This is a genomic window from Coleofasciculus sp. D1-CHI-01, assembly GCF_040218875.1.
Taxonomy (GTDB): Bacteria; Cyanobacteriota; Cyanobacteriia; order Cyanobacteriales; family Coleofasciculaceae; genus Coleofasciculus.
This window is the reverse complement of record NZ_JAVJQP010000031.1, coordinates 1-13,621: the sequence shown is the minus strand read 5'-3', so window position 1 is coordinate 13,621 and position 13,621 is coordinate 1. Positions and strand designations below refer to the sequence as shown.

The following is a 13,621-nucleotide window of genomic DNA, read 5'->3' as shown; positions in this document are numbered from 1 at the left end:
ACCAATGACGAATGACCAATGACAAATTAGGCAAATTCAAAGGGATTTTCGGCACTCTCCTCTGTTTCTGAACTTTCTACTGTTTCATAACTCTCTGCTGTTTCAGAACTCGCCACGGCAGACTCTTGGCGTACTTGTAAGGATCGATTCATGCCACCGCCTCCTTTGGGTTTAATATAGGCGATCGCATGATACCAAATAATAATCGGCTGCTCCTGTTCATCTAAAATACATAAGCAGGATGTGTCTTGCCAGCGCACTCTGCCTGTAAAGATTTCATTGGTGATGAGTTTCAGTTCAACCTCTTGGGCTTCTCGAATCAAGCTTTGTAGTTGACGAACACTGGGTAGATTGGTGGCCAATTCACTCATAATTAGATGGTTAAGCGGGAGACAATAATGGAATTTGAATTTACAAAGTACCACGGTTTGGGGAATGACTTCATTCTGATTGATAATCGGTCAAAGCCAGACCCGCTAATCACTTCAGAGCAAGCCGTGCAATGGTGCGATCGCAACTTTGGCATCGGTGCTGATGGGGTGATTTTTGCCCTACCTGGACAAGAGGGTACTGACTATAGTATGCGGATTTTTAACGCCGATGGCTCGGAACCGGAAATGTGTGGCAATGGGATTCGCTGTTTGGCGCAGTTTCTCGCCGATTTGCAGGGAGTCACCGATTCAAGGGAGTATCAGATTCATACCTTAGCGGGGGTGATTACGCCGAAACTGGAAGGAGACGGCAAAGTTAGGGTGAATATGGGTATGCCTCAGCTTTTAACCTCTCAAATCCCGACAACCTTAATTCAAGGAGAGCAAAAGGTGATTAATGTTCCCTTAGAGGTGGGCGGGAAGAGTTGGCAGGTCACTTGTGTGAGCATGGGCAATCCTCACTGTATTACGTTTGTAGAAGACGTGAGTGCTATTCCCCTAGAACTTATTGGACCTCAATTCGAGCATCATTCAGCCTTCCCCAAACGCACCAATACTGAATTTATTCAAGTGGTGCGCCCAGATTATATCAAAATGCGAGTCTGGGAACGGGGGGCTGGAGCTACTTTAGCTTGTGGTACGGGGGCTTGTGCTTCGGTAGTCGCGGGGGTATTGACGGGAAAATGCGATCGCACCTGCACCGTGGAACTTCCTGGTGGCTGTTTGGAGATTGAATGGTCAGAGGTTGATCAACGAATTTACATGACTGGACCGGCGCAGCGAGTGTTTACGGGTACGATGGAGTGATTGCTGGCGCTAGATTCCCAACTACACTTAGTCGGGGCGGGTTTAGTTACATCTGGGTTAGGTAAGAAACGATAATAATGAAACCCGCCCCTACATGCTCAAAACTCCCTTACCAAGGACTTCCTACTAACTAAAGTAAACGCACCATTAATCAGTGCGGGATTTCCCCCATCACTCGTCTGAAAATATTGTTGAGGTTCAAATTTGCCAAAAAGTTAGCAATTTCACCTGCATCTAAACCAAAACCTTTGAGGTTTCTGGCAATAAAGAGCCTACTACGAATCCAGCTTAAGTCAATGAAATTTTATTTAATCTAGTTCTTTCATTATACAACTTAAAAGCCTTAATCCGTAATGGTTGTTCAGCTTTCATGAGCCATCAAGGTGTTGACTTGAATAAGTTACGCATCCTGTCAACACATTAAGAGTGTTATTCTTATACTAAAAATGTGAATTTTTTCTGTAGTTATCGAAACATAAATAACCTAATTTATCTTGATGAACAATGATTCTTTTGTCTCCCCAATTACAACAGCGATTAGCGACTCCTCTGAAAATTGGTTCGTTTGAAGTTAAGAGTCGGGTTCTCCAGTCTCCTCTGTCTGGTGTTACGGATTTGGTATTCCGTCGTTTGGTGCGCCGCTATGCGCCAGAGTCGATGATGTATACGGAGATGGTTCATGCAGCCGGATTGCATCATGTCAAGGGTTTATCCAAAATCATGGATGTTGATCCTAATGAAAAGCCGATTAGTATCCAGTTATTTGACTGTCGCCCCGATTTTCTGGGAGAAGCCGCCCAGAAAGCTGTAGCGGAAGGCGCGGATACAGTGGATATTAATATGGGATGTCCGGTGAATAAAATTACCAAAAAGGGAGGGGGTTCGTCGTTACTGCGAGAACCGGAAACGGCGGTGGCGATTGTCCGGGCGGTGGTGGAGGCGGTGTCTGTTCCGGTTACGGTGAAGACGCGGATTGGTTGGAGTGATGACGAGATTAATATCCTCGATTTTGCCAAGCGGATGGAGGATGCGGGGGCGCAAATGCTAACGTTGCACGCCCGTACCCGCGCCCAGGGGTATAAGGGTGAGGCAAAGTGGGAGTGGATTGGTAAGGTGAAGCAGGTTCTGTCGATTCCAGTTATTGCCAATGGCGATATTTTTTCAGTAGAGTCAGCCGTGAAATGCTTGGAACAGACGGGGGCGGATGGGGTGATGTGTTCGCGAGGAACATTGGGGTATCCGTTTTTGGTGGGAGAAATTGACCATTTTCTGAAAACGGCGAAACGGTTAGCACCACCGACTCCGGTAGAACGGTTAATCTGTGCCAAGGAACACTTACAGGCTTTATGGGAGTATAAAGGCGATCGCGGCGTTCAGCAAGCCAGAAAACATTTGGCGTGGTATACTAAGGGTTTTGTGGGAGCCAGCGACTTGCGAGATCAGCTAAGTCGCATTGAAACGGTGAAACAGGGGGTGACGTTGATTGACACTGCGATCGCGAAGTTGTAATCTGGGCATGATGGCAAGCCAAGTTCAGTCCTGTCTCACCGGATAAGGGGACAGGCTTGTTCCCATGGGAATTAATCGCTACTATGGCAACAGTCGTTAAAATATTTCAGATAAATGTGTCCAACGATGCCATTGATGGGCAGATAAAGTAATGCAAAACCAAACGTAAAATAGAGATGTATCGGTAGGGTTATCGACCAAAAGTTACACCGTGGACTTATACCAAGGCAGAATTACTGATGGGTAGGTTTGTCTAGGTTTTTAGAAGCGGTTAAGCCACACTAGCTGTTCCCCGTACAAGTGGGGAAGAGTGAGCGCAGACCTCACTATACAAGCCGTAAAGGGAAAGACTACGAGTACCTTGAAAGCATCTCTGAGCGCCCATTTAAGGGATTCAGAAGCTTAGGCTTACCCGAAGCGAGAAGCGTTAGAGCGTCACTCAATCAACGCTAGTAATGGTCAAAACTGTTTAGGTGTTTGCTCTACTTTCATGAGTGAAGCCGTCTCAGTTACTTTTGAATTACTGTTTAGTCCAGGGAGTGTAGTCTAAGCACAGTCACGATTGATCAGTATCGCTGCTGGTCTAAATACGCTAATTTTGTTAGAGATCGAGTTGGATGATTATTATCATCCATTACTTATTGTACGCTAGAAGGAGGATATAGTATGACCCAAGTGGTTGTAGGCGAAAATGAAGGAATTGAGTCAGCGCTGCGCCGATTTAAGCGGCAAGTGTCCAAAGCAGGAATTTTTGCAGATATGAAGCGCTTGCGCCACTTTGAGACGCCGATTGAAAAGAAAAAGCGCAAAGCAGTAGCTAGACGACGTAAGCGGCGAGTCCGCTAAGCAATTTCTCAATACCTTTTCATCCAAATAGACATTCCAATCGGGATGTCATGTGGTGTATTCGCAAAAACCACAGGAATAGTTTGTCAGCCGCCAGTTAGTCCTGACGGCTGATTGAAGTATTTTATCCCTTTTTTCCACCAAAACTCATATCATGTCTGGTTGAATACTTACACGTTGGTGAAGACAAGGCAGAAGGTTCGCCGGGAAGGAGGAAGGGGGGAGACAAGGTAAAAACATTTACCTCTGTTTTATAACAATCCCACAAAATGAAGTGGTCCTTGACCACTAATTAACTCCAAAACTAAAGCTAGAAAGCCAATCATCGCCAAACGACCATTCCAGACTTCAGCCGCCGTTGTCATACCCCATTCCCAACGTTCTTGGGGATACATTTTAACTTTTTTGCTGGGGCGCACAACTTCGGCAAATGTTCGTGGCGGCGTGTTTAAGGCATCTACGACTAAGGTGGCGAGGGATTCAATAAAAACGGGATGGGTATTGAGTGCTGGAACTCGCTGGAAGTTGTCAATTCCAGCTTCTTCTGCGATTTCCCGATATTCAATATCAACTTCTTGTAACGTTTCAATATGTTCAGATACAAAGCTAATCGGGACAACCAGCAAGTCTTCGACTCCTTGATTCCCTAACTCTTTCAGTGCATCTTCAGTGTAGGGTTGCAGCCACTCCACAGGACCTACCCGACTTTGATACGCCAGGGTATGAGGGTTGGGGCGATTGAGCGTCTGCATAATTAGATCTGTGCAATGCTCAATCTCTTGTTGGTAGGGGTCTCCAGCTTCTGTGACATAGCTACTGGGAACACCATGGGCGCTGAAGAAAATATGAACAGCGTCAGGATGATCAAACCGTTGCAGTTCCTGATCAATTAAGTCTGCCATGGCTTGCAGGTAGCCCGGTTCTTGATACCAAGAGGGAATGACCGTGTATTCCAGTTGGTTGAGTTTAGCATCGTCCTGCCAAAGTTGTTCCAGAAGCCGGAAACTGGAACCACTGGTACTGATGGAAAATTGGGGGTATAGGGGTAAAATGACCAGGTGTTCAATGCGATCGCGTTTAACATGGGCGATCGCTTCCTCGGTGAAGGGATGCCAGTAACGCATACCCACATAGATATTCGCCTCTTGCCCCTGCTGCTTTAACGTCTCCTGTAAAGCTTGGGCTTGGGCTTCAGTAATGTGCCGCAGCGGTGAACCTCCACCAATTTGGCGGTAATTCTCTTGCGACTTCTTTGCCCGCATTGTCGAGATGAACCAAGCAAGGGGCTTTTGCATCCACGAAAATGGCAGGCGAATAATTTCGGGATCGGCAAATAGATTAAAAAGAAAGGGGCGGACATCCTCTAAATTATCCGGTCCACCTAAATTAAGTAATAATACCCCAACACGACCCATAGCAACCACGGCATTCCAAATATTTCATATTTGTTACTGATTTTAACAATATATGCTGGTAATGGTCTGAGTTTTCCGGAAAAAATCTAGATTCTTGATCCTAGCAGAACTATGGCAACCGTATTAAGACCGTTGAGTTATCAGTATCAGTGGCTATATGACACGATTTCTCGATTAGCCGCCACCAGTGTGGGTGGAGAACGGCGATTCCACCATCTGCCTTTGCACGGCTTAACAATTGACTCAGAAACCCAAGTGTTAGACCTTTGCTGTGGCGGGGGTCAGGCTACCCGCTTTCTGGTGGAGTATTCCCAGAATGTCACAGGACTGGATGTTTCACCCTTATCGCTGCAACGCGCCGAAAAGAACGTGCCTCAAGCAAAGTATGTAGAAGCCTTTGCCGAGAATATGCCGTTTTCGGAGAATCAGTTTGACCTGGTGCATACCAGTGTAGCACTCCATGAGATGCCGCCGTCAGTGTTGCAGCAAATTCTTCGAGAAGTGTATCGGGTGATCAAACCCGGTGGTGTGTTCGCGCTGGTGGATTTTCACAAGCCGACGAATGTCTTATTTATGCCGGGAGTCGCCCTGTTTCTCTGGTTATTTGAAACGGAAACGGCGTGGCAATTATTGGAGACGGATTTGGTGAGATTGCTGAAGCAGACAGGGTTTGCATCCTGTGAACAGCGTCTCCATGCGGGGGGAAGTTTGCAGGTGATTCAGGCAAAAAAGTGAGCAGTAAAAGCAGGGTTTGTAGGGGCGGGTTTAGGGACTTTCGCGCAGGCTATGGATAATAACGTTTGTGCAAAACCCGCCCTGACCTGACCCCAATGAATGATGCCGATTTTCTTGAGCATGATAATTGAGGGGTGGTGGTAGAGCGATCGCGCTTAAGAGATTGTTCCACCCGTTGGCGGAAAATGTCAGTGGGGGCTTCTGTCCAATTGGCTTCCCAGTGAAGGGCGTCGAGAAACAATTACACAAGCTGGGCGAATGGAATTCGCAGCTACACAAACAAAGTCCGCCTTCGCGGACTTACAACTTGTACTTTATTGGAAACCAATAAGCTGTCACGCATTTAAATTGGGAATGGGTAGCGAGCAAGATGCTCGCATTACAAGGGTTTTGCAGTTTCTGACATTAAGGTTTAAATGAATAACAGCTTAGAAGCAGGTTTTTACATATAAACACGATTTATAAACACTATGAATAATTGAATTAATCAGTTAGCCATTAATTCCCAAGTAGGAATTATTGATTTATGTCGATGATGAATCGGCTGATTTCTGATGTAATTAGCTACCTGGTCAAGATTATTATGGCTAACAGTGAATGCGCCGTAGCTGCCTTGCCATTTGAAGAATTCCCCTGGCTTGATTTCATGGGTAACTAAATGAGAAGAACTTCCTTTAACTTGTTTTATCAAGTCGGAAACCGCTATAGTAGGGAGAAAACTGATTAATAGATGTACATGATCTTCAATACCGCCCAAAGCAATAACTGTACATTTTAGCTGTTGGCATTCCCCAATAATTGCTGCATAAACTGCCTCCTGGATATCGCTTGTAAGCAAAGGCAATCTATCCCAAGTTGCCCAAACACAATGAAGATACAACTGGGTAAAATTAGACCTCATATTTCTTGAACCCGTCCTTTGGTCGGGACCTGATATATAACCTAGTCCGCGAAGGCGGACTTCGTTTGTGTAGCCGCGATTTCAATCGCCCCCTGAACCGAACCATCACCCCCTGAACCGAACCATCACCCCCTGAACCGAACCATCGCCCCCTGAACCGAACCATCACCCCCTGAACCGAACCATCACCCCCTGAACCGAACCATCGCCCTCACGTCGTATACTCGGCATTAATTTTCACATAGTCATAACTCAAATCACAGCCCCACGCCTTACCCGTACCTGGTTCATTGCCAATACTGACCGAAATTAAAACGGTATCCTCTTTCAAATACGCCCCAGTCGCGGCATTTTTCAAATAAGCACTCGCCGCATCTCGGTCAAAGGGTAAAGGTTGACCCTTATCCATTAGCACAAAATCCCCCATCTGAATCCGCAAGGCTTCTTGGGAAAAGGGGGCACCTGCACGCCCCGCAGCGCCCGCTATTCTTCCCCAGTTGGGATCACGACCAAATATGGCAGATTTCACTAGGGATGAACCCGCAATCGTTCGGGCAATTTGGCGCGCGGCTTGATCATTGGGTGCGCCTGTGACGTGTACTTCCATCAAACACGTCGCCCCTTCGCCATCTCGTGCGATCGCCTTGGCTAAATGTTGGCATACCGCCGTCAGCATCGCCTCTAGCTTTTCAGCATGGGGTCCCATTTCTGTAATCGCTGAGGTGCGGGATTGACCATTCGCCAAGGCAATCAGGGTATCGTTGGTACTGGTATCGCCATCGACAGTAATTTGATTAAAGCTTTTATCCGCCGCCCGACTTAACATTTTTTGCCATAACGGTGTAGCAACTACCGCATCACAGGTAACAAACGCCAGCAGTGTTGCCATATTCGGGTGAATCATCCCTGAACCCTTGGCAATTCCGCCAATTCGTACCGGGCGATCGTCAATCGTGGTTTCCAAGGCAATGGATTTTGTCACCAAATCTGTCGTAATAATCGCTTGGGAAGCAGCATTGGAACCCAGTTCTGATAAGCCTTCCACCAATTGAGGAATTCCGGCGAGGAGGGCATCCATGCGAATACGCTGTCCAATCACACCCGTGGAGCCTAATAAAATAGACTCTGGAGCAATATTCAAGGCTTGTGCCAATGCCTTCGCCGAGTCCAAAGCATCTTGCCACCCGGCTTCCCCGGTTGCCGCATTCGCTTGACCAGCGTTGACTAAAATAGCACGGGCGCTGGCTTTTTTTTGCAAACGCTGGCGACAATAGGTAACAGGTGCAGCACAAACCTGATTCTGGGTAAAGACTCCGGCTGCGATCGCCTCAATATCCGATACAATCAATGCTAAATCTGGCAGTCCTGAAGGCTTAAGTCCAGCTACTATTCCAGATGCACGATATCCTCTAGGTGCTGTGACGCCACCTGTAATTTCCTGCCAGTCTGACATGATTTTTTTACCTCAACCCTGGTAGTGGTTCGAGTAGCGATTATATCAACACTCAGGGTCAATAATCGGTAAATTTCACTTTTGTGCTGTAATAGCTGCGGAAGACCCAGAAAATCTTAAATATACATGGGTACGATTTGAGGGAGCTAAAAAATCGTGGAAATTACCAAGGAATACCAACCATGGTGAATCCTGCCCAATAATAGGGATGGGATAGTTGAGAATCATTCAGGTTTTTTAACTGTTGCGGTAGGCTGACGGTTATATCTGTTCCCACCAGTTGACCCGATTCAATCCGCACCTCTCCCCGCAGCATGGCAATTTGGGCTTGTTGCAGGGCTTTGGCTTTGATGGTAATTTCGTCTTTGCTCAGTTGGGAATAAAATCCTGTCATTAGGGCTAATGTGCCAGCATCATTGACTTTCCAGAGACTGGCGAGGGCGGATTTGACCCCGGCTTGTACGGCTAAACCTGCAAATCCCATCTCGGCATTTTCATCGCCGACAGCGGTTTTACAGGCGCTGAGGGTTAAGAGTTCGACGGTGGGCGGGGCGTACCATTCGACGAGTCTGAGTTCCTCTAATCCGAGTTTCTGGTTCCACAGTTGGATGTAAGCACCTTTCCCGCCGTCTGGGGGAAAGTCGGCGTGGGTGGCGAGGTGAACGATGCTGTAGGGGTTTTGGCGGCGTTGAGTGCGGAGGTTATCCAGGGTAAAGTCTTGGTTTTGGAAGGAGTCACCTGTCCATAAGTTGCCGACAATGGTGGATAGTTCTAGGGGAACAGAGGGTAAATCGTCTTGGGTGGAATTGGAAAAGTCGTCCCTTCCCATTGCTAAAACTTGAGCGTCTTTTAGGGTTTGATAACTGGTATCGGTGAGGCTGAAGCTGGGAACAAACCCGATACTATAGTTTTCAACTAGAAACTGTTGTCCGTCATGGAGGGCGGCGAGGGGAATTAGGCGTAATCCGGCATCCATGGAGAAGATAAGGGTATCGATTTCTAGGTTTTCGATTTCATTTTCTAGGGGAGCAATTAGCCATTTGTAGAGGGTTTGAGCGGTGGGTAAGTAGGCATGGCTGGTGTTATTGTTAATCGCGTGGTTGAATTTCTTTAATTCTTGCTCTAGTTGTTGGCGGTTGATATTGGGGATGGTTTTGGGGATGGGTGGGGTGTCAGGGGTGACTAAAACGAGTTGCAGTTGGTCGGGAAAGGCGCGAACATAGATAACCACGGCTCGTTGTCCGGTTTGACTTTCGATGGTTTTTAGGGTTTCGCGCAGGTTTTCGGCGGTGATTTCTTTATCGGTGATATTTTCGCCGAAGTAGTCTTCATATTGGTCTTCAAAGAGTTGGTCAATTTCGGCAACAATATCATCTTGTTGTTGTAGTATGGGGAGAGAATTGTTGACATTTAGGGATAGAGTATGGGCTGGGTTTTGTGGAATTGTCCAATTGAAACTATAATCTCCGGTTACCGGATCTTGATTGATTTTAGTTTCAGCTCCTAAAATATCTCCAACTAAAAGGGCAAGCGATTCTAGTGGATTAGTCTGTGAACCAGAATTGGGATTTGTTTCAGAACCAGGATTTGAACCAGAATTGGGATTTGGACTGGGAGTGCGAGGAGCAGTTATAGGATTGAGATCAGGTGAGGGTGGCGGTGATTTAGGAATGGATATAATTTGAATCTGATCTGCATCCTGTTTATGAGTGGAATAATAGGCTTGAGTTGGCAACATTGTATTCTCAGGTGTGGCATTTCCCCTGGTTATCGCGCCTTCAGTACCATTAGTATCCGCATTGCCAACAATAAATGGAGTGATGCCTTCTCCCGCGTGGCGCAGAATAATAGTACCACCATCTACAACTCCAGCAGTAGAAATACTGGCATCTATACCATTCTGGTCTAAGAAAGAGTCAGTCGCCCGGAAGAAGTTGCTCGCTGTAATATCAACATTTCCTCCTGTGCCATTTCCGAAACTTTGAGCATTAATTTGGCTGACGGTAATATTCTCACGAGCATCAAGTGTAATATTGCCACCATTGCCAAAGGCAGAGGAGTTAAGAATATCAGTAGAGATGTCTCCGTTGGTACTGGTAAGAGTAATACCTCTGGGTGAGATGATGTTCTCGGTTTCAAGATTATTGACTGTGGTGATATCTACACCTGCTAAATTATTGGTCTTGATTTCACTTTCAACATTCAAATTGTTTAGCGGTATGGAACCGCCGACGACATCTTCAAACAAAACAATACCGATATCGGTGTCGAGGCTGAGATTTTGAGTCCCATCAATGGTGTCTTTAAAGATGACGTTGCCGATGTCAGAAATGCTCACAGAAGCATTGTCAATTAGCGTTACTGAACCATCAAAGATAATGTTGTTTGCATTAGTTTCGATATCTCCGCTAAGTGCAATAGTGTTAGGGGCAGTGAGATTGATTTTGCCACCTGTGCCACCTGTGTTTGAGAAAGATAAAGCGTTGACTGCATCTACAGTAATACTGCCAGCAGCATCAAGGATTATATTTCCACCAGTTCCCTGAGCAGCAGAAGTAATTAGTGAACCCGCACTGGTATCGATATTTCCATTGCTGCTAGTAATTGTAATATTTCCGCTATTTCCATTAAAGCCACTTGAGAAGGAAGTAATTTCACCCGTGAAAATATTACCAGGAGCCATGAAACTGATATTGCCCCCATTACTGCCACCCGCAGCATTTAAAGCACCATTCTTGATATTTATAATACCACCACTTATGATAGTAATTGAGCCACCCTTTTGACTCGAACTGGAATTGATGCGATCTATCTCAATATTACCTTGTGGCGCAATGATTTGAATGTTGCCTCCATTTCCAGAAGTCCCAGAACCCTGAAAATCAGATCGGGTTTGTAAGCCAATATAGTTGGGAGCTGTTGTAAAAATTTTGATATTGCCCTCATTGCTAGTGATACTAATGCTGCCACCATTACCAGCACTGCCAGAGTTACTATCCGATTGGGCTTGTATACCTACCGATGTAGATGGCATAGTTATGTCATTTCTGGCTGTCAATCTAATTTCACCGCCGTTACCAGCATTGCCAGAGCCGCCCTTGGATGCTGCACTAGAATAAGACCAAAGCCTATCGTTGATAGTAATACTACCGTTGTCAGCACGAATTTCAATCGCACCGCCATTACTTGAACTGTTAAAATGCGATAAAGAGACGGCTGTTATTTCATCAGCGATTATATTGCCATTCGTGGAAGTCACCGTAATCGAGTCAGCATCACTAGCGTCGCTTGAAGTAGAAATATAAGATGTAGATAGACGTTGTATGGCGATGTCTCCGGCAGCAGAAATATCAATGCTCCCTGTGTAATCGACATCTTCTGAATTGAGCGATCCTAGAGAAGCTTCTATATCCTGTCCGTTGCTTGTAATTGCTCCATTCCAGCTAGTAATATTAATATCTCCTCCAGCGTCTATCCTTTGGGTATCAATGTTACCTTTTGCTTCTAAAATTACTGTGAGTGGCTCTAGATTATCGTAGTTTGAAGTGATCTCTCCTACGGTGATACTACCATCTGGTGAAGCTGGTGATGAATAAGTATCATCTATATTTCCCGGTTCTTGAATATTACCCGGAGGAATAGTAACACCAGCTCGCAGGATTAATGCTCTCCCACTTGTCAGAATATCTGCATCAGGATCACCTGCTACGGCTGCCCCTGTTTCCGGATTATCGATTTCGATTATTCCAGTTGTAATATTCCCTACTGCTTCTATCTTTAGAGATGCACCGATGTACTTTCCAATGGTTACATCTCCATTACTTTTAATAATCGGATCATACAAACTGACAAAATTACCTGGTTCCCCCGATAAATTCAGCATCGCCAAACTTCCGCCACTGGCAAAATGAGCATCTCCGGAAATAATCCCATTACTGACTAAGCTGAGATTTCCGCCACTGACAAACGGCGTTTCTTGATGATTCAGCGCCCAAATGTCAATCCCTTGATTCCCCTGAATATACAAATTTCCGCCAGCTTGGGCGATAAACGGATGCGCCACACTATCCCTCGCAAACAGCGTATTTTTCCCTAAAAGAGTTAAATCTCCTGTTGTTACCAAAAAGGGCGCACGTCGGTGCGCCCCTACGGGGACTAACATTAAATTGTTAGACGCCGATAATGTTGCGGTTTGGGCTGTTATACTGTTTGCGATCGCGTCTCCATTTCCGACGCTGAATTCTGTATCGGTTACCTGTACTGTTTCCTCGGAAACTGTTAACCCTGTCTCCCCCGTTTCACCACTTCCCGTCAGCAAGGTTGCCAAATCAAATGGCGCAACCGGAAGCAACATCCCCTCACTATCCCGTGGCGGTTCTATTTCCAAACTTAATAATTGTCCCGGTTGACTAATCCTGACCAAACTTTCCCCCGAAACCGCCGCAACTGTAATATTTCCTCCTGGTGCAGCTAATTCCCCGGTGCTGATAACAGTACCTCCCAGTAAGGTTAAATTATGCCCTTCTGTTACCGCCAAATTCCCCGCATTAATCACGCTTCCCGGTTGCGCTAAATCAAAGGCAAAACCACTGGGATTTCCGACTAAATCCTGATACTCATTCCCACCAAAGGCATTAAACCAATTCCCCTCGCCAAAACCAATCCCTGTGGCTGTCGTTGCTGTAAAATCTGCTGGGACATTCAATTGAGCATTTGCGCCAAACACAATCCCCGCCGGATTCATCAGAAATAAATTAGAATTGCCGCCAGTTACTTGAATTAGACCATTAATAATGGAAGCATTACCGCCCATCACCCGCCCGAAAATATTGCGAATGTCAGGATTGGATAAAAAGTTGGCAATCTGACCCGCATCTAATCCAAAGTCCTGGAAACTATGGAATAAATTTGCTCCATCTTCCGAAAGCGTGTTGCCTTCTATATTAAATTGATTGCCATCAATGGTAATCGTTGTCGCAGTTCCGTCGGTTTCTGCTGTAATTGATTGAGCTTGCACCCATGGACTGCTAAAGGGTGTGAATAGAGCAATGGCGGCTATCCATCGGCTAATTCTTTTGATGGCTGAGGGGTTGGTTTTGAGTAAATGCGATACCTGATTTATAAACATAGTTTGCCTCTCTTTTTAAGAGTATTTTTAATAGAGCGGTTGGTCAATTAATTAGGGTAGATGAGTCCTCATCTGTGTCAATTTAAGCTACAGCCCCCTCTCCCACGCCAGCCCTCACCCCCAGCCCCTCTCCCAAGCTTGGGAGAGGGGAGCAAGAGGGGAGCAAGAGGGGAGCAAGAGGGGAGCAAGAGAGTCCGGTTCCCCTTCTCCCGTGCAAAAAAAGTGAAACATTCTCTGTCCTCCCCCCTCTTGTAGGGATACTGCTGGTCATTAACTGAGGGGTCTGACCCCTCCCCTTTCCCCCTCCCCGAACCTCTCCCTAGCCCTCTCCTACAAGGAGAGGGAAGCGGAATAATATTTTTTATTTGGAGGGGCTTTGATGCTCCCCCTTCCGTG

At 46.2% G+C, this 13,621-nt stretch carries 9 protein-coding genes; 4 read left to right on the top strand and 5 right to left on the bottom strand.

Features of this window, described 5'->3' with window-relative positions; genetic code table 11:
- Positions 1-26: 26 nt before the first annotated feature.
- The gene (locus RIB93_RS06390) at positions 27-371 is read right to left on the bottom strand and encodes an Hfq-related RNA-binding protein (protein WP_446371378.1); all 345 of its coding nucleotides are present in this window, start codon (positions 369-371) and stop codon (positions 27-29) included.
- 27 nt (positions 372-398) lie between these two features.
- Here RIB93_RS06390 and dapF point away from each other — a divergent pair, with 27 nt between their 5' ends.
- The 3 genes from dapF to rpsU all read left to right on the top strand — a co-directional run bounded on the left by dapF (position 399) and on the right by rpsU (position 3,593).
- Positions 399-1,238, top strand: a complete 840-nt coding sequence (dapF, locus tag RIB93_RS06385) for a diaminopimelate epimerase (RefSeq protein ID WP_446371376.1) — start codon at positions 399-401, stop codon at positions 1,236-1,238.
- Positions 1,239-1,742: 504 nt separating this feature from the next.
- Positions 1,743-2,747 (top strand): tRNA dihydrouridine synthase DusB, encoded by a 1,005-nt coding sequence (gene dusB, locus RIB93_RS06380; protein ID WP_446371374.1) that lies wholly within the window; start codon positions 1,743-1,745, stop codon positions 2,745-2,747.
- A gap of 666 nt (positions 2,748-3,413) precedes the next feature.
- Positions 3,414-3,593, top strand: a complete 180-nt coding sequence (gene rpsU, locus RIB93_RS06375; protein WP_006098158.1) for a 30S ribosomal protein S21 — start codon at positions 3,414-3,416, stop codon at positions 3,591-3,593.
- 251 nt (positions 3,594-3,844) lie between these two features.
- Here the strand turns inward: rpsU and hemH are convergent, their stop codons facing one another.
- Positions 3,845-5,008 (bottom strand): ferrochelatase, encoded by a 1,164-nt coding sequence (hemH, locus tag RIB93_RS06370; RefSeq protein ID WP_446371372.1) that lies wholly within the window; start codon positions 5,006-5,008, stop codon positions 3,845-3,847.
- A 111-nt stretch (positions 5,009-5,119) separates the two neighbouring features.
- On the opposite strand from hemH, the gene RIB93_RS06365 reads away from it, so the two are divergent.
- The gene (locus RIB93_RS06365) at positions 5,120-5,743 is read left to right on the top strand and encodes a class I SAM-dependent methyltransferase (RefSeq protein ID WP_446371370.1); all 624 of its coding nucleotides are present in this window, start codon (positions 5,120-5,122) and stop codon (positions 5,741-5,743) included.
- A 487-nt stretch (positions 5,744-6,230) separates the two neighbouring features.
- Here RIB93_RS06365 and tnpA read toward each other — a convergent pair whose 3' ends face one another.
- The 3 genes from tnpA to RIB93_RS06350 form a co-directional block, all read right to left on the bottom strand.
- Entirely contained in the window at positions 6,231-6,644 is a 414-nt protein-coding gene (gene tnpA / locus RIB93_RS06360; RefSeq protein ID WP_446371368.1) for an IS200/IS605 family transposase, read from the bottom strand.
- 211 nt (positions 6,645-6,855) lie between these two features.
- Positions 6,856-8,097, bottom strand: a complete 1,242-nt coding sequence (gene argJ, locus RIB93_RS06355) for a bifunctional ornithine acetyltransferase/N-acetylglutamate synthase (RefSeq protein WP_446371366.1) — start codon at positions 8,095-8,097, stop codon at positions 6,856-6,858.
- 163 nt (positions 8,098-8,260) lie between these two features.
- Complete coding sequence (locus tag RIB93_RS06350; protein WP_446371364.1) at positions 8,261-13,225, bottom strand: CHAT domain-containing protein; 4,965 nt, start codon at positions 13,223-13,225, stop codon at positions 8,261-8,263.
- Positions 13,226-13,621 lie beyond the last annotated feature (396 nt).